The organism is Pseudarthrobacter sp. NamB4 (assembly GCF_005796185.1).
Taxonomy (GTDB): domain Bacteria; phylum Actinomycetota; class Actinomycetes; order Actinomycetales; family Micrococcaceae; genus Arthrobacter.
Map to the genome: position 1 here is coordinate 228185 of NZ_VAHM01000001.1, position 16495 is coordinate 244679.

Genomic DNA, 16495 nt, shown 5'->3' on the forward strand with positions numbered 1-16495 from the left:
GACTACTGGCCCTGTTCCTTGTACTTGGCTTCGGTGGCCGCTTTTTGCGGGCGCCACCACTGTTCGTTGTTCCGGTACCAGTCGATGGTGTCTTCGATGCCGGCGTCGAAGTTGGAGAACCGGGGTTCCCAGCCGAGCTCGTTGCGGAGTTTGGTGGAGTCGATGGCGTAGCGGAGGTCGTGGCCGGGACGGTCCACCACGTGGTCGTAGGCGTCTGGGGACTGGCCCATGTGCTTGAGGATCAGTTCGACGACTTCCTTGTTGTTCTTCTCACCGTCGGCGCCGATCAAATAGGTTTCCCCGATGGTTCCCTTGGCGATGATGGCCAGGACGGCGGAGGAATGGTCGTTGGCGTGGATCCAGTCACGGACGTTCTCGCCCTTGCCGTAGAGCTTGGGGCGGATTCCGTCGATCACGTTGGTGATCTGGCGGGGAATGAATTTCTCGACGTGCTGGTACGGGCCGTAGTTGTTCGAGCAGTTGCTGATGGTTGCCTGCAGCCCGAACGAGCGGACCCAGGCACGGACCAGCAGGTCCGAGCCGGCCTTGGTGGAGGAATACGGGCTGGAGGGGTTGTACGGGGTCTGCTCGGTGAACCGCTCCGGGTCGTCAAGTTCCAGGTCACCGTAGACCTCGTCCGTGGAGATGTGGTGGAAGCGCTTGTTGTGCTTCCGGGCCGCCTCGATCAGCGTGTAGGTGCCGATGATGTTGGTGTCCAGGAAGGGACGGGGATCATGCAGTGAATTGTCGTTGTGCGACTCGGCAGCGTAGTGGACCACGACGTCCGTGCCGGCGACGAGGCCGTCCACCACACCGGCGTCGGCAATGTCGCCCTCGACAAAGGTGAACCGGTCTTCGGGAAGGCCGCGCAGTGACTCAAGATTCCCGGCGTAGGTCAGCTTGTCCAGAACAGTGACGTGATGATCAGTATTTTCCAGTACATAGTGGACAAAGTTTGAGCCGATGAAGCCGGCTCCGCCGGTCACAAGAAGTCGCTGCATAATTCCCAAGGGTACCGGATTTGCCGCTGCTCTTAGCGAAGGGAAAGATGGGGGCATGCGCGGAATAATACTTGCCGGCGGAACCGGCTCAAGGCTTCATCCCATCACGTTGGGTGTCAGCAAGCAGTTGGTCCCGGTCTACGACAAGCCGATGATCTACTACCCATTGTCGACGCTGATACTTGCGGGGATCCGGGACATCCTGATTATTACCACGCCCCACGATGCTGAGCAGTTCGAGCGCCTCCTGGGGGATGGTTCGCGCTTTGGTGTCTCCATTACTTACAAACAGCAGCCCTCGCCGGATGGACTGGCTCAGGCATTCATACTCGGAGCCGACCACATCGGGGACGACAGTGTGGCCCTTGTACTGGGAGACAACATCTTCTACGGGCAGGGAATGGGGACGCAGCTGCGCCGCTTCAAGACCATAGACGGTGGCGCTGTCTTTGGGTACTGGGTCAAGGATCCGTCGGCGTACGGCGTGGTCGAGTTCGACGAGCAGGGCAAGGCCTTGTCGCTGGAAGAAAAGCCGGCGGCCCCGAAGAGCCATTACGCTGTTCCGGGGCTGTACTTCTACGACAACAACGTGGTGGACATCGCCAAGAACCTGAAGCCCTCAGCGCGCGGGGAGCTTGAAATCACGGACGTCAACCGTGTCTACCTGGACGCAGGAAAGCTGCAGGTTGAGATCCTGCCGCGGGGAACTGCCTGGCTGGACACGGGCACCTTTAGTGACTTGAACGATGCCTCGAACTTCATCCGGACCGTCGAAAACCGGCAGGGCTTGAAGATCGGGGCACCAGAAGAGATTTCGTGGCGTCTCGGGTTCCTGACGGATGACGAGTTGCGGGAACGTGCCGAGCCGCTGGTTAAGAGCGGCTATGGAGCTTACCTGCTGGAGTTGCTGGCTGAGAGCAGCAACTGACGCAGCGCAACAGCAGGAAAGGGGGTGGAGCCGAAGCTCCACCCCCTTTCCTGCTGTTACAGACTCCCTCTCTAATACGTGAGGGTCCGGCACCCCAACAACGTGTTGCCGGTGGTGAAAGGGGAGACCCCGATGCCGTAGGTGCACACCCTGTAAGTTCCCCGGACTGTGGTGTTGACGTTAACCGAGTATCCGTGGACCCCCGTGATGCCAAACGCCTTATTTACATCAGGGCGGTCAACTGTGGTTGAGAAGGCATATCCTGTGGTCTTGCCGTCGGGGCCGGTTACGTAGGCATGGACCGGGTTCGAAACGGTAGGCATGTCAGGATCGTAGGTCCATCCGGTTGCCTCCAGCGACGTGACGCCCGCCGTCGTCTTGATGGCAACCGAGTCCAGAACACCGGCAGGTGCACCGCTCTTGCCGGCATCCGCCGCGCGGCACCCGATCAGCGGGTTTCCTGAAGCCAGCGGGCTGGGCGCGATGGCATACGCGCAGGCCGTGTAGACGCCCGGGCTGGTGATGGGAATTGACGGAGCGAAACCGTGGTCACCCGTCACCCCCAGCACTTTATTGACGTCTGACCTGGGCTGGGATGCAGTGAACGCGTACCCTTTTGTGGATCCGTCAGGAGAAGTGACATACACGTGCACGTCAATGGATCGGGAAGTATCTGCCTTGTCCAAGGCCCAGCCGGTCACGGACAGCGAAACAGAGCTGCTCGTCTTATTGACCGCGACGCTGTCGAGACTTCCGGTGGGAGGTGTGACTGCTCCGACGTCAACGGTCCGGCAGGACAGCAACGGGTTTGGGGCGAGCGGACTGAGCGCTATGGCGTAAGCGCAGACCTTGTACTGACCGGGTGCCGTAATCGGTACCGCGGCGGCAAACCCGTGGTTTCCTGTCACTCCGAGTGCGCTGTTAACGTCGGCCCGGACTTGGGAAGCGGAAAACGGATAACCCTTGGTGGAGCCGTCCGGCGAGGTGACGTAGACGTGGACGGAGATGGACCGAGCTGAATCGCCGCGGTCCAGTGCCCACCCCCTCACCGAGAGTGCTGCCGTGGTGGATGTCTTGATGAGGGATGCATCATCGAAACTGCCGATCGGGGCGGCCGCGGGGGCGAAGTTAAGCTCCCTGCACCCAATCTCGGTGTTGCTGTACTGGCCGATCGCATAAACGCACAGCTTATAAGTACCGGGGGCTGTGATGGGGATGTCCCGCTGGTAACCGTGGTTGGCGCCCATGCCAAACGCCTGGTCGACGTCGGGCCTGGACAGATTCGCAGGGATGGCATAGCCGGTCCGGGTGCCGTCCGGCGCCGTCAAGTAGGCATGTGCTTCTGTTGCAGTAGCCGGATTTGCAGTGTCGATAGCCCAGCCGCGCAGCGAAAGCGTGACCTTATCTGCCGTGCGTACTTCCTTGGCGTCATCGATGCTGCCCATGGGCGCCTCCACGCCCTTTGCCTCCAGTGATTTGCAGCCCACCGCAGTATTGCTGAATGCACCGATGGCGTAGGCGCAGACCTGGTAGGTGCCGGATTTCTGGATCTGGATGCCCTGCTGGAAGCCATGTTGCCCGCTGACGCCCAGGGCAGCGTTCACGTCGGGGCGGGAGATGTTCGCGGGAAGGGCATAGCCGGTGCGGACTCCGTCCGGACCCGTGACGTACACGTGGGCCTGGGTTGATGAAGATGAGTTGGCAAAATCGACGGCCCAGCCACGTACGTTCAGTTGCGTTGTCGATTCATTTCGTTGGAGCGAGAGCTCGTCAAAGGAACCGGCGGGTGCCGCCCCCCCGGCAAAAGTCCGCAGGGAGGCGTAGTCGCCATTCCACACATTGGAGTCCCCCGCAAAGGGCCCCGTGCTGCTGTACTGCCAGATGCTGTAGGTACTCCAACTGGATGTAGGGACGGGACCGGCGTTGTTTGTGGGAGAACTTGGGTACGCGGCGACCCACAAGGGATAGTCTCCAAAACCGGAAGGATTGCCGAGGCACTGATTCCACCAACTCGTGTTGGTGTAGATAACAGGAAGGCGGCCGGTCATCGAACGCATGGTGTTACCGAAATCCCTGACCCAGGACTGGAGTTGGGCCGGCGACATGTTGTAGCACGTGTTGCCGAAGTAGAAGCCGTTGATGGTCCGGCCTTCGTACGGGTTGAATTCGAAGTCCAGTACCGGGGGCATGGTGTAGCCATCTGCGGACCATCCGCCCCCGTTCTGCACGAAGTATCGTGCCTGGTCTGCACCTGAGGACCAGTTGGGGATGGCAAAGTGGTAAGCGCCGCGAATCATCCCAACGTTACGTGAGCCCTGGTACTGCGAGCCGTAGTAGGGGTTCTTGTAGTAGTTCCCCTCGGTTGCCTTGATATAGGCGAAGCGGGCTCCCATGTTCCATTGCTGCTTCCAGTCCACGCTCGGCTGGTGGCCGCTGACATCCAGGCCCTGGATACCAAAGGTGGGCATCCAGGTGCCCTCGGAAGAAAGTGATTCAGTGCTGAGGCGCCGGAACGAATCGGAGGGTGCAGAGGCCGTGACGCGAGCGGATCGCTGACCCATTTCAGCGCCCCCTACACCCACGGCCTCCGCCATGGACTGCGAAGCTTTTGCAGTTGCCGGTGATGTGCCTGCCGTTACTTCGGGGGATGGAGCCGGAGCAGAAACCGCCGGCGAGGGCGATACAGCCTGCGACGTATGGCTTGCAGCAGGTGAAGTTGCCGGCGTAGGAGCTGGCTCGACGGCGGAAGCAACAGCTGCCAAACCAGGTCCGGCTAGTAGTGAAGTAGCCAGCAGGACTATCCCCAAGGACTTTAGTGCGGGGCGACGGGACTGAGACGGGTTCCGCTTCATTATTGGCTCCGGAGACAATGAGGCGCTCCCGGGAGCCCTCATCTGGGTTGCTGTCCCGGCTGCTTCCCCAGGAAACAGGCCGAACAGGAAATTTGAAACTTAACGCGCTCACCATAGCACCGTGTTGCTGGTGGAAACAGTGGTGTCAGTGGTGCATTTGTTGATCCTGTGACTATCCTGCGCTTATCCACAGCCAATCTTTTGACTTGTTGCGGTGTTGTACTCTCCCTAAGCTAAAGCCCATCGCACTGCCTCCGCCGGGGGCGGCAGTTGTATTGGGGAAACAATGGACGCGCTGGAAATTGTTGAGGACGAGGTCCGCGAACTGATCCGTCGTCGGGGGCTCGATCCGCTTAACCAAGCGGGAGAAGTGCGTCGGCTCGTCGAAGCAGCCGTCACGGACTACGACGAAAGGGCACTCTTGGGGCCGCTTCCCCCAATAGGCCCGCTGGATGCAGCACGAAGGTTCCTCTTTGACGCGGTTGCCGGGTTCGGAGTGCTCCAACCACTGCTTGACGACCCCTCTATTGAGGAAATTTGGCTGAACGCGCCCAACGAGATCTTCGTGGCCCGTAACGGCGAGTCCGAGCTGACCTCCCTCAGCCTCACCGAACAGCAGGTCCGGGACCTGGTCGAGCGAATGCTCAAGAGCTCCGGCCGTCGGCTGGACATGTCCTCCCCATTTGTGGATGCCGCCCTCCCTGATGGCTCGAGGCTCCATGTGGTCATCCCCGACGTGACCAGGAAGCACTGGGCAGTCAACATCAGGAAGTTCGTAGTGAAGGCCACCCGGCTGGAGCACCTGGTTGAGCTCGGGACACTGACCCCGCAGTCGGCCCGATTCCTTGGTGCCGCCGTCTCAAGCGGCCTGAACATCCTGGTCTCGGGCGCTACTCAAGCGGGCAAGACCACAATGCTCAACCGCCTGGCAGCCAGCATCGGAAGCCGGGAACGTGTGATCACGGTGGAGGAGATCTTCGAGCTCCAGTTCCCGTTGCGGGATGTGGTGGGCCTTCAATGCCGCCAACCGAACCTCGAGGGTGAGGGGGAGATTCCCCTGCGCCGGCTCGTGAAGGAAGCGCTCCGGATGCGGCCCGACCGTCTAGTGGTGGGGGAGGTCCGTGAGGCAGAGAGCCTGGACATGCTCATCGCCCTGAACAGCGGACTTCCCGGAATGTGCACCGTCCATGCCAACTCAGCCCATGACGCTGTAACCAAGATCTGCACGCTTCCCTTGCTCGCCGGCGAAAACATATCAAGCGCCTTCGTTGTCCCCACGGTCGCATCGTGCATCGATCTGGTGGTTCATTGCAGTCGGCAGTCGAGCGGACGCAGGGAAGTAACTGAAATTCTCTCACTGGGCCGCAGAGTCGAGAACGGCATTATTGAATCCTCACCGGTGTTCGCGATGGTGGACGGTGCCCTGCAGCCCCGGGCAAACTCGATGCCTGCCGCAGAGAAGTTCAACCGCGCAGGGTACGACGTCGCGTCGTTGCTGGATCCGCGATGACGTCGGCATTGCTGGGGGTAACGGCGGGGACAGGCCTGTTCCTGATCTGGTGGTCCTTCTGGGAGTCGCCTGAACAACGGCGCAGGGAACGCCGGGTCAGCCGCCTTGGCGATCTGCTGGCTGCAGCCGGCATTGAAAAGGTGTCGCCGGCCGGGTTACTCAGCACCTGTGTAGGACTAGGGCTTTTCGTTGCACTCGTCTTCTACGCCATCAGCCGATCCTGGCCAATCGCCGGCTGCTTTGCATTGTTCGCAGCCTGGCTCCCGATCAGCATCCTGCGCTGGCGTGCAAAGAAGAGAACCGCCCTGCTGCGGCAACTGTGGCCCGACGTCGTCGATCACCTCCGGTCCGCCATCCGGGCCGGACTGCCGCTGCCGGAGGCCCTCATCCAGCTGGGAGAGAAGGGCCCCGATGAGTTGCGGCACGTTTTCCGGGAGTTCGGAGCCGATTACCGCGCAGGTGGACAGTTTGACGCATCGCTCAACAAGCTCAAGCACCGGCTCGCCGATCCCGTCGCCGACCGCATAGTCGAAGCATTGCGCCTCACCAGGGAAGTGGGAGGATCTGACCTGGGGAAGCTCCTCGGCACCTTGGCTGAGTTCCTGCGCGAGAGCTCGCGCACCCGCAGCGAACTGGAAGCCAGGCAGTCCTGGACAGTCAACGCCGCGCGCCTTGCCGTCGCTGCACCCTGGATTGTCATGATCCTGCTGGCCACAAGACCGGAAGGGGTACAGGCATACAACACCCCGGCAGGCGCCGGCGTCCTTCTCGGCGGCCTGGTGGTGTCCCTCGTGTGCTACTCCATCATGCTGAGGATCGGGGCTCTTCCCCAGGACGAGCGGGTGCTCAGATGAACGCCGTATCACCTGCCGCAGTTGTCTGCGGACTGCTCCTGGGCATCGGGCTGTGGCTCGTCGTCTTCCGTTCCCCGTTCCTGAGGGCAACCACGTTCACGCAGCGCATCGAGCCGCAGCTGAAGTCCCAGAACCTTGAGTCAAGGCTGCTGTACTCCGGAGACCAGCATCTAACGCCGTTCGGCCCCCTGGGGCGGATAATCCGTCCTGTCTTCCGGGAGGGCATGGCCGCGCTGGGGCACCTCAACCCCTCGCCGGGAGCGACTACGCGCCGGCTGGCACAGGCAGGAATCAACAGATCCTCCATCGACTTTCGCGCAGAGCAACTCTTGTGGGCAGCCGGCGGCTTTGCACTCGCCCTCTGCTTCACCTTCCTTGCAGCGGCTGCTGGCAGGTTCAGTCCGCTGCTCGCTGCAGTGGCAATCCTGGGCAGTGCGGTTGGCGGGTTCATGCTGCGCGACTACTGGCTCGGCGTGCAGGTCCGGCGGCGTGAATCACGGATGATGGCCGAGTTCCCCAGCCTTGCTGAGCTCATGGCGCTCGCGGTCAGCGCAGGGGAAAGCGCCACCGGAGCGCTAGACAGGGTCTGCCGCAGTGCCAAGGGCGAATTGACCAGGGAGTTTTCGACCATCCTTGCCGAAACCAGGGCCGGCAAACCACTGGTTCAGGCCCTGCAGGAGTTTTCGGCGCGGACCGATCTTGCCCCGCTGGTCAGGTTCGTGGACGGCATTGTGGTGGCAGTTGAGCGCGGCACCCCGCTGGCCGACGTACTCCGTGCTCAAGCCCAGGACGTCCGGGATACGGCTAAACGCGAACTGATGGAAACCGCAGGAAAGAAAGAAATCGCGATGATGGTGCCACTAGTCAACTGTTAGTGTTTCTCTTATGAGCGGCACAGCAGTCTACATCCGGCAGTCAGAGGACAAGAGCGGGCAGGAAGCCGCGGTACAGCGTCAGGAGGCATCCTGCCGGAAATACGCCGAGGCCAAGGGGTGGGAAGCCCCGGAAATCTACGCTGACAACTCCGTCAGCGCCAGCACAGGCAAACGCCGCCCCGCGTTCGAGCAACTGGTAAGCGACATCGAGCGTGGCACCGTGACAAAGCTTGTTGTGTGGCACCTGGACAGGCTTACCAGGAACATGCGCGACCTTACCCGCGTCATTGAAGCAGGGCAGGAACACCGCGCCAACATCGCGTGCGTTCACGGCGTCTCCCTGGACCTAGGCGACCCCACGGGAGTGGCTGTGGCGCAGATCCTTACCGCTATTGCGTCTATGGAGGTCAAGCACAAGGGGAACCGTCAGAAGGCCGCTAACAGGCAGCGGGCCGAGGCTGGCAGGGCCTTTTGGAGCCGCCGCCCGTTCGGCTATGACCGTGACGAGAGCGGGTGTGTCTTCGCGGTGGAGGAAGAGGCCGCGCTTATACGTTCCGGCGCTGATCAGATCCTTTCCGGCGTCACCCTTGCCAGCGTTGCCAGGGAGTGGAACGCTGCCGGGTATCGCACAACGGACGTACGGAAGGACAAACAGACAGGGGAAGTCACTAAGGATGGTGGCCCTTGGGGAGTCACGCAGGTTCGCCGGCTGATGCTGAACCCCCGGTATGCGGGAAAGCGGATCTACAATGGCGAGGACATGGGCGCGGGGGAGTGGGGACCCGTGATCGATGTGGATACGCATAAGCGCTTGGAGGCTCTGTTGATGGATCCGCGGCGGCGCACAGCTCCCGATGACCTCAATGCCAAGTATCTGCTGTCGGGGATCGCTAAGTGCTTCAAATGCGGTAAGCCGCTCTATGCGGCGCCGTACAAGAACAAGGGCCGCTCCATCATGGTTTACCGGTGTTTGGGCGGCTACTGCTTGCAGCGCCGTATGGAGCCCGTAGATGAGCTGATTACTGATGTCATGGTGGAGAGGCTTTCGCGCCCGGATGCCTCAAGGCTGTTCGCTAATTCCGGCCAGATAGCCGAGCTGCGGGCGGCGGCCACAGATTTGCGGGCGAGGCGTGACGCGCTCGCCTCCTTGTTGGCTGATGGACTGTTATCGCCTACGGCTGTGAGGGAGCAGGCCGCGAAGATCAGCAAATCCTTGACAGCGATTGAAGCCGCAATCAGCGCTGCTGAGGGCATGAATCCCCTTGCGGCGGTAATCGGCTCCGAGAACGTTTCCGCAGCCTGGGACGCCCTGCCACTGGCAGATAAGAAGCAAAGCCTCCGGGCCTTGGTGGAGGTGACATTGCTGCCCGCTGGCAAAGGTGTCAGGTTCAGCCCGGAGCATGTGCGTATCGAATGGAAGCAGCTAGAGGGGTAACAATCGCGTGACGCCCCGTAACAATTGCCAGAACCGACAACTAAAGTTGTGATCTTTATCACATGCGCTTGCGGGTTGCCCTGTGGATTGCGGCCGAGTAGTCGTTACTTTTGGTTACCGAAAACCCGGCTTTTACTTGCCTAAACTGCCGCAAGCTGTCCGGGTGACGCGCGCCCCCCTATCCCTATCCACAAACCGCGCCAATTAACCAAATGGGCTCGCAGTCATGTTGACGGGGGGCAATTTGGCATGCGCGAAACGAGGCGGTACGGGGCAAGTCCCAACCCTCTAATCGGTAACACTTCCGCGCCGAAAGGCCCTGTGGATAGCTGATTCCCCGTGTCCCTGGTCCGTTGACCGGGGGCTGTTAATCGTCGGTTTTGTAGCTCATGATTTAAGTAGAAGCCAAGGACAACGAAGTAAAGCCGCTCACTCTTCCTAGGGAGTGGCGGCTTCAGGCTCAACCAATGTATCTGTGCACCTTCGCTCAAGGTGCTGCATGACTGTAAGGAGTCATTTTTGGTTCACGCTCATCTAGACCCGCGCTCATTCGGGCCAGACACTGAAACAGTACAGCCCTCGGCTAAGGCCCGTCAAGCCGCCGAGGAACGCGCCGCATACATCAAGCGCATAGTTGACGCAGCCCCTCCGCTAACAGCAGCTCAAACCGACCTCCTAGCCGGCATCTTCTCTCGCAATGCGGAACGAACCAATGCCACAGCCGGACTCTCAGTTTCGGACTGGGTGAAGTGGGAAAACAAGCGCTACTTAGAAGCGACCGAAGCCCCAGGCATTCACGGGACTTACGGCGACGAGGTGGCCGCATGACGGTACCGGACTACTTCGCTGCTGAATCCTTCGAGGAACACACTGTTCCTGTTCCTCTACCCCCTATGTCAGGAACGAGGAACACCGTTATCTACGGTGACGTAGCGGGCCTGCTATCCGGGGATCTTCCACCAGCACCCACACCATCGGTATTCCACCGCTCGGATGGCAAGTGCATCTTCTACACCGGGCAGTTCAATTTGCTATTCGGTGAAGCAGAGAGCGGAAAGACATTCGTTGTCATCGGAGCTATCGCACGGGCGCTCATCGCCGGCCAACGGGCAGTGTTCATCGACATGGACCACAACGGGGTTCAGGGCATTGTCACAAGGCTTCTAGAGTTCGGGGTTCCCCCGGAAATCCTCTCGGACCTGAATAGATTCCGCTACAAGGAACCAGAAGACAAGCTCGACCTGATGGCCACCGTAGCCGACCTAAAAGCCTGGAAGCCACACATTGTGGGAGTGGACAGTATCGGTGAACTGCTCCCAGCTCTAGGCCTCAACAGCAACAGCCCCGATGACTTCACTATCGCTCACACCTCAGTCCTCAAACCGCTGGCAATGGCGGGGGCATGCGTCGTAGCAATTGACCACGTAGCCAAGAACGCGGAGTCAAAGGCTCAAGGCCCAACAGGGACAGTAGCTAAGGCCCGTGCAGTCGGTGGAGTAATGCTCAGGGTCACGGTAAAGGACCAGTTCCGGCCAGGGCACGGCGGATCCTGCTACCTGAACATCAAGAAGGACCGCCACGGAGGACTAAGGGCGGAATCCGGAGGTAGTGACAAGGAACCACTAGCCGGAACGTTCAAGATGTTCGCTGACTCCAGCTTCACAGTGTTTGCCCCAGAAGAAGGCGAACGCACACCGCAGGCAGCCCCAGGAGTGGACATAGCCGAACTAAAGGCAATGGATCCGCCGCCCATCAGCGTAAGGGACGTGAAGGACCGTCTCGGCTGGGGAACCAACCGCGCACACATCGCCCTGAAGGTATTCCGCGATCAGTTCCTTGTTCCTGACACAGAGGGTCGGGGAACAGGAACAGGCCACTTTGAACTTGGAGAAACAGCAGCATGACGTACACCGAAGCCGAAAAATGGCAGCACAGGGCAGCTATCCGCCAAGGCATTATCTCCAAGCTTGAAAAGAAGCTAAGCCGGGCAGAAGCCGAAATAGCAGCCCTCAGAACATCTCTGGCAGCCTCTAATGCTCGCCTCGCCATGTATGACCAGCGAGAGATGGCCGCGTGAAGCTCACCAGGGCCGATCTAGAGAAGCTGTGTGACGCGCTCACCCAAAAGGCCCTTCACGAGCAACTGGAACGCCGTAAATGGCAGCAAAGGGCCTTAGAGGCCGAGACACGCCTAGCGATCTACGAGGGAGCCGCAGAGTGACCAGGAGCGCCGAGAGCTACGAGTCCGAAATCCGCTACTGGAAAGAGATGGCCGGCAGGCTCCACCAGCAGATACAAGCACTCAACAACACCCCGGAAACGCACACAGACCGCGGGATGCACCGCGACCCCACAGGCAACCGAGCAAGCGCACGAGTAGACAGACAACGCAGGAAGAGGAACTGACATGGCTTACGACCCATACAAAGAATCAGCTACAGATCAGTGGGACTTCATGGCCCAAGTCGCCATCTGGCGGGAACGAGCAATGCACCAAGCGGAACGCGCCGAACGGTGGAAGCGCATCGCCGAAAACGCCGCCAAAGTACCCGTCAAGGTCCAGGATCCGGGATCACTTGCCACCGTCCACCAGACGACAGAAGGGCACTAGCAATGGCGACAGACCCGTACGGCAGGGTATTCCTCGCCACGCCCGACCACCACGCCAGGAATCAGCGCGTGGCCGCAACCGTGGAAGCAGTCCCCGCGTTCCAAAAAAGGCCAGACGGCGGAATCGAACACGGCGCCGCTATCTTCTCCCGCCGCGGACTCATGGCCGTCCTCACCGACGAACAGGCAGTAGCACTCGCTGACGCCCTGCACGACGCAGTCGAATGGCGGCAAGCATGACAAACCGACCCCCATTCCAGTCCAAGCGAGAACACTACGCCCGCAACCTGAGCGAAGGCGCCGAACTAGTAGCCGGCCCAGCCTTCCTTACAGGCCCAAACGGACGCGAACCAGCCGTAGTAGTCAGGCGCGGGGCAAACGTCCGTTTCGTGATTCCCGCCAACGAAGCGCTCCGCCTCGCAACCGAAATAGCAGACGCACTCCAAGGAGACCAGGCATGACCCTCCAGGACGACTTCGCAGCAGCGATTGAACAGCTCGCCGCTGGCAAGCGAGAACAAGCCGCCGCAGCACTGGCAGCCAAAGACGCCGAACAGGCAAAGACCGACAGCGCAGCCGACTTCCTCCGGGGACAGTTCGAACTCCTGGACGCGGACGGGCAACCAGCCGAACCGCTGCCCGCGACGGAACCTGACCCTAACGACATTTTCAACATCCTCCCGAACTTCTAAGGAAACGCATTATGGCTATCGCTACTGAACCGCTCTACAACCGCTACCCGACCTCTGAACACACCCACCTGGACACCCTTGTCCGGACGTACCACGCCGCGGGCCTCACACCGCCCACCCTCGCAGTCGGGATCCGGGACCGCATCAACAGCGCACCCACCGTCCACCAGGTAGCCGCCGAACTCGCAGACCAGGCACTCACCACCACCAACCCGGACGAATGGTACGAGGAAGCCCTCGACCGGCTCCGCACCGCACAGGCAGCAGAAGCGCTCACCAAAGCGTTCAACACCAACTACCAGGACGCCGTACGCCGTCACGTACCGGCCTTGCAGGCCCAGGCAGCAGAAGACCTAACCCCCGTGTTCAACAAGCACGCTAAGGCCCTCACAGCCGCCGCTAAGAAGCTCCCCGCTACTAAGCCGCTGGACATGGCAGCGAACGTGGAAGCGGACACCGCAGCGGAATACAAGACCGCACGCACTGCACTGGCCATGCTTGGCACTATCGCCAGCATCTACACCGCCGCTGTACCAGGAGAAGTGCCTGTAGCGCTCAACAGGCTGCTCCCTGTCGTTCACCTGCCCGCAGCCGTGAAGGAACAGGTAGCACGCAGCATGGGCGAATCAGTGAAGGTACTCAACGAGTCCAGCCTCACCGGCACGCGCGCTATCCGTCAGCTCGCCGCCGATGCGAAGGAAGACATCGACCTTGCACTCATCAACGTGGCTCGCGGCCACTACGAAGGCGTGACCCTTGCAGTCGCAACACCCGACGAACTGCGGGAACGGCGCAGGACCGCAACCACAGCGCACCAGCGTGAACAGGTCGCTGAAGGCCCCCGCGTCTACGTCCGCTAACGGGGATCCGTGCCTCTCCACTCCGCTCAGAGGGGTGGGGAGGCAATCCGGGGTCCCGCCGGGTGTGCCCCCTCGGACATAGGCACAAGGATATCCCCCCGAGCTTCGATTTTCCGCAGCAACAGGAATCAAACCCCAGTTTTAGGCCCTTTAGGGGGCCTTTTTTGTACCTATTTTCAGGAGGCATCTTTGTCGTGAAGCAGTACAGGAATGACCGTACTTATGTGCGGCAGCGTGAGGCGCTAAAGCGTCAATATGAGCGCGAGAAATTGCCGTGCGCTGGATGTGGTGGCCCGTTTCTCTGGGAGTTCGAGAATAGGAAGCTTTACCCGGACTTTTGGAAAGACGCCCGGAGTTTTACCGCTGACCATATCGAATCGGTGAACACTGGCGGGCGTATGGCTCCCGGTGTAGCGGGGCTCCGGGGAATGCACCGGGGCTGTAACTCTGCCCGCGGCGACGGAACCAGGGAACGGAAGCGGAAACCACCGGAAGATAGGCCCCCGATACGCACTAGCCGGCAGTGGTAGCCCGTGTGGAAAAAAGCCCATGAGTGAACACTGCGCCAATGTCGAGGAAGGCGCTGAAACGGGCGCCGCGGAACTCCTCCCCACTCCATTGCTCATAACTGAATAGCAGTTTTTATAGCAGCCCGCTTTTGGCGGGTTTTTTTGTACCCAAAAACCGGAAGGACAAGCCGTTATGGCAGTCGGAATCGTGTTCGGAGACCCGAACGAAGACGAAGAAATCACCAGGGAAGTGACCACTATCGAAGACCAGGAGAACTAACTATGGCTTATACGTTTGAACCTTTGTTTGCGGCGGACCCGAGCAATCCGAGTATGGTTGCCGCTGACGCGAGTATCACCATTTTTGATCCCGCGGACCCGAACAAGGTGCAGGGTTCACCGGTTACCTCACGTCGTATGAGGGGTTGAAGGCTGCTGTTATTGCGGCTGAGCAGGCGGCGTCCTCGTCTGCTGCTTCCGCTTCTAGTGCGGCGGCTCTGGTTGGTGCTCCTGCTGATCCGGCTATCGCTGCGGCTGTTAGTGGTTCGAGCACCGAGACCAGGGCCGCCCTGGATGGTCGTTACGCGTCCCTTGACTCTCAGGGCCGGCAGCCTGTCCGTAAGGGCGAGTTGTTCGTTAGCGTCAAGGATTTCGGTGCTGTTGGTGATGGTGTAGCTGATGACACCACAGCATGCCAGGCAGCGATTAACTCTGCTGCGGGTCACGCTGTGCGGTTCCCTGCCGGCACCTTCAAGACGGCCCAACTGAATATCCCGAGCAACACGACGGTCATCCTTGACGGTGGGGCTGTGATCCAGCACAACAACACCGGGGCAGTTCTGCGGGCGAGCGGGGTGCAGTCAGCAATGAAGACCGCACTGACTGTCACGGCTGGTTCCGGCGCCTTCATCATCACTGCGCCAGGGCACGGGCTTGTGGCGGGGGACATGTTCCGCCTTGGGTCAAACAAAGTCTTCGACGCTTCTTCTACCGGCACTAAGTACGGGGAGCTGTGCATCGTGGATACGGTGAGCGGCGACAACATCACCGCCACCACTCCCATCGCAGGCGCAGGTTATGACCCGGCAGACGGGGCCTACGTTCAGAAGATCACGCCGGTAACCAACATCAACATCCTCGGACCAGGCACGATCCGGGGTATGAAATCCGCAGCTATGGGCCAGTACGGCATCGATGTCCTCATGGGCCGCAATATCCTCATATCAGGGGTGCGGACGGAGAATATCGACCGCCGGCACATCTACATCTCGGACAGCATCAACGTCTGGGTGGAGCACTGCGTGATCAAGTGGGCGGTGGACAACACTATGGCTTACGGGCTTTCATTCGCTAACGCGGTCCAGGACAGTGGGGCGCGGTTCAATGACCTGGATTACGTGCGCCATGCTTTCACCACGAACAACGAAAGCGCCTACCCCGGAATCCCTCGCCGGATCCTGTTCAGCAACAACACCGTGCGGAGCACATCAAAGGCCCTAGGCGGTTCGATGGCCGGTGGGGACGCTATCGACTCCCACACGGCTGCTGAAGACATTTGGATCGAACACAACAATGTCCTCAGCTCCAGCGGGCAGGGAATCAATGTGGAGTGCCGTACCGGGCGGATCATCGGGAACAAGATCAGGAACACTGCCTCTTACGGGATCAGTGTGCACAACGAATCCGATTTGCCGGGCCGCATTGCAGTCCTTGATAACGAGGTGCGCCGTGGCGGAAACACTGGCATCTATGTCAGGGCCGGCCTTCGTGGGACGACGGCAACGTATGAGTACATCAACGTGTCCAACAATGTGGTGGCTGACATCACGGGCAATGGTGTAGCGATCGGCGCCGCTTCCGCCACGACTTCCCCGCAGCTTGGCATCACCGCCACAGGTAACACCGCGATCAGGGCCAGCGGGAACTACGCGCTGTTCATTACTAACGCATCAGGCGTGACAGCGGCTAACAATAAGGGCGTCGGTGGGGCAACTGCGGTTTCCATCACCGATTCTGCCCCGGTGGTTGCTGGTGATGATCCGGGCTATTTGTTCCGCGGTATTGTTTCGGATGCTGTGACGGTCACGCCGGCCGCAAAGTATCTGGTGGTGGATACCGAGGGTGGGACTGCTACAGATAACCTGACCACGATCAGCGGCGGTTCAAAGGGGCAGGTTATCTCGGTTCGCACGCTCGCGAACGCCCGTGACGTGGCGGTACTGGGAACAGGGAATATTCGAATAGTTTCGGCTATCACCTTGGACGCTGCCAGGGACTCGATCACGCTGGGTTATGACGGGACTAACTGGATAGAACAAGCACGCGCCGACTTCCCCGCAGCGTAGGAAAACAGCCCCGGCTGGTCATTGCG

Annotated in this window: 14 protein-coding genes; 12 read left to right on the forward strand and 2 right to left on the reverse strand. The window is 60.4% G+C overall.

Annotation, left to right across the window (positions count from 1 at the left end; all coding sequences use genetic code 11):
• Positions 1 to 2 precede the first annotated feature (2 nt).
• A complete protein-coding gene (rfbB, locus tag FDW81_RS00985) occupies positions 3 to 1001 on the reverse strand; it encodes a dTDP-glucose 4,6-dehydratase (protein WP_138132204.1) in 999 nt (332 codons plus the stop codon).
• 55 nt (positions 1002 to 1056) lie between these two features.
• On the opposite strand from rfbB, the gene rfbA reads away from it, so the two are divergent.
• A complete protein-coding gene (rfbA, locus tag FDW81_RS00990) occupies positions 1057 to 1929 on the forward strand; it encodes a glucose-1-phosphate thymidylyltransferase RfbA (protein ID WP_138132206.1) in 873 nt (290 codons plus the stop codon).
• A gap of 71 nt (positions 1930 to 2000) precedes the next feature.
• On the opposite strand, the gene FDW81_RS00995 is transcribed toward rfbA, so the two are convergent.
• Complete coding sequence (locus FDW81_RS00995) at positions 2001 to 4397, reverse strand: lysozyme (protein WP_240719820.1); 2397 nt, start codon at positions 4395 to 4397, stop codon at positions 2001 to 2003.
• Positions 4398 to 5067: 670 nt separating this feature from the next.
• Between FDW81_RS00995 and FDW81_RS01000 the strand changes: the two genes are divergently transcribed.
• From FDW81_RS01000 to FDW81_RS01045, 11 genes are all read left to right on the forward strand, one after another.
• A complete protein-coding gene (locus FDW81_RS01000; RefSeq protein WP_138132210.1) occupies positions 5068 to 6291 on the forward strand; it encodes a CpaF family protein in 1224 nt (407 codons plus the stop codon).
• The gene (locus FDW81_RS01005; RefSeq protein ID WP_138132212.1) at positions 6288 to 7145 is read left to right on the forward strand and encodes a type II secretion system F family protein; all 858 of its coding nucleotides are present in this window, start codon (positions 6288 to 6290) and stop codon (positions 7143 to 7145) included. The genes FDW81_RS01000 and FDW81_RS01005 overlap by 4 nt, the downstream gene beginning before the upstream one ends.
• Positions 7142 to 8020 carry a type II secretion system F family protein gene (locus FDW81_RS01010; RefSeq protein WP_138132214.1) on the forward strand — a complete coding sequence of 293 codons (879 nt, stop codon included), beginning with the start codon at positions 7142 to 7144 and terminating at the stop codon, positions 8018 to 8020. The genes FDW81_RS01005 and FDW81_RS01010 overlap by 4 nt, the downstream gene beginning before the upstream one ends.
• Before the next feature lie 10 nt (positions 8021 to 8030).
• Positions 8031 to 9455 carry a recombinase family protein gene (locus FDW81_RS01015; protein ID WP_138132216.1) on the forward strand — a complete coding sequence of 475 codons (1425 nt, stop codon included), beginning with the start codon at positions 8031 to 8033 and terminating at the stop codon, positions 9453 to 9455.
• Positions 9456 to 10279: 824 nt separating this feature from the next.
• The gene (locus FDW81_RS01020) at positions 10280 to 11359 is read left to right on the forward strand and encodes a recombinase RecA (protein ID WP_138132218.1); all 1080 of its coding nucleotides are present in this window, start codon (positions 10280 to 10282) and stop codon (positions 11357 to 11359) included.
• The gene (locus FDW81_RS18035; RefSeq protein WP_171027066.1) at positions 11356 to 11532 is read left to right on the forward strand and encodes a hypothetical protein; all 177 of its coding nucleotides are present in this window, start codon (positions 11356 to 11358) and stop codon (positions 11530 to 11532) included. The genes FDW81_RS01020 and FDW81_RS18035 overlap by 4 nt, the downstream gene beginning before the upstream one ends.
• Positions 11533 to 11861: 329 nt before the next feature.
• Entirely contained in the window at positions 11862 to 12065 is a 204-nt protein-coding gene (locus FDW81_RS01025; protein ID WP_138132220.1) for a hypothetical protein, read from the forward strand.
• Positions 12066 to 12067: 2 nt separating this feature from the next.
• Positions 12068 to 12304 (forward strand): hypothetical protein, encoded by a 237-nt coding sequence (locus FDW81_RS01030; RefSeq protein ID WP_138132222.1) that lies wholly within the window; start codon positions 12068 to 12070, stop codon positions 12302 to 12304.
• A gap of 217 nt (positions 12305 to 12521) precedes the next feature.
• Positions 12522 to 12755, forward strand: a complete 234-nt coding sequence (locus FDW81_RS01035; RefSeq protein ID WP_138132224.1) for a hypothetical protein — start codon at positions 12522 to 12524, stop codon at positions 12753 to 12755.
• An 11-nt stretch (positions 12756 to 12766) separates the two neighbouring features.
• Complete coding sequence (locus FDW81_RS01040; protein ID WP_138132226.1) at positions 12767 to 13615, forward strand: hypothetical protein; 849 nt, start codon at positions 12767 to 12769, stop codon at positions 13613 to 13615.
• A 1138-nt stretch (positions 13616 to 14753) separates the two neighbouring features.
• The gene (locus FDW81_RS01045) at positions 14754 to 16469 is read left to right on the forward strand and encodes a glycosyl hydrolase family 28-related protein (protein ID WP_171027067.1); all 1716 of its coding nucleotides are present in this window, start codon (positions 14754 to 14756) and stop codon (positions 16467 to 16469) included.
• The last annotated feature ends 26 nt before the right edge of the window (positions 16470 to 16495 follow it).

Coding starts and splice junctions, on each gene's coding strand:
- rfbB (WP_138132204.1), bottom strand. CDS start 1,001: ATGCAGCGACTTCTTGTGACCGGCGGAGCCGGCTTCATCGGCTCAAAC.
- rfbA (WP_138132206.1), top strand. CDS start 1,057: ATGCGCGGAATAATACTTGCCGGCGGAACCGGCTCAAGGCTTCATCCC.
- FDW81_RS00995 (WP_240719820.1), bottom strand. CDS start 4,397: ATGCCCACCTTTGGTATCCAGGGCCTGGATGTCAGCGGCCACCAGCCG.
- FDW81_RS01000 (WP_138132210.1), top strand. CDS start 5,068: ATGGACGCGCTGGAAATTGTTGAGGACGAGGTCCGCGAACTGATCCGT.
- FDW81_RS01005 (WP_138132212.1), top strand. CDS start 6,288: ATGACGTCGGCATTGCTGGGGGTAACGGCGGGGACAGGCCTGTTCCTG.
- FDW81_RS01010 (WP_138132214.1), top strand. CDS start 7,142: ATGAACGCCGTATCACCTGCCGCAGTTGTCTGCGGACTGCTCCTGGGC.
- FDW81_RS01015 (WP_138132216.1), top strand. CDS start 8,031: ATGAGCGGCACAGCAGTCTACATCCGGCAGTCAGAGGACAAGAGCGGG.
- FDW81_RS01020 (WP_138132218.1), top strand. CDS start 10,280: ATGACGGTACCGGACTACTTCGCTGCTGAATCCTTCGAGGAACACACT.
- FDW81_RS18035 (WP_171027066.1), top strand. CDS start 11,356: ATGACGTACACCGAAGCCGAAAAATGGCAGCACAGGGCAGCTATCCGC.
- FDW81_RS01025 (WP_138132220.1), top strand. CDS start 11,862: ATGGCTTACGACCCATACAAAGAATCAGCTACAGATCAGTGGGACTTC.
- FDW81_RS01030 (WP_138132222.1), top strand. CDS start 12,068: ATGGCGACAGACCCGTACGGCAGGGTATTCCTCGCCACGCCCGACCAC.
- FDW81_RS01035 (WP_138132224.1), top strand. CDS start 12,522: ATGACCCTCCAGGACGACTTCGCAGCAGCGATTGAACAGCTCGCCGCT.
- FDW81_RS01040 (WP_138132226.1), top strand. CDS start 12,767: ATGGCTATCGCTACTGAACCGCTCTACAACCGCTACCCGACCTCTGAA.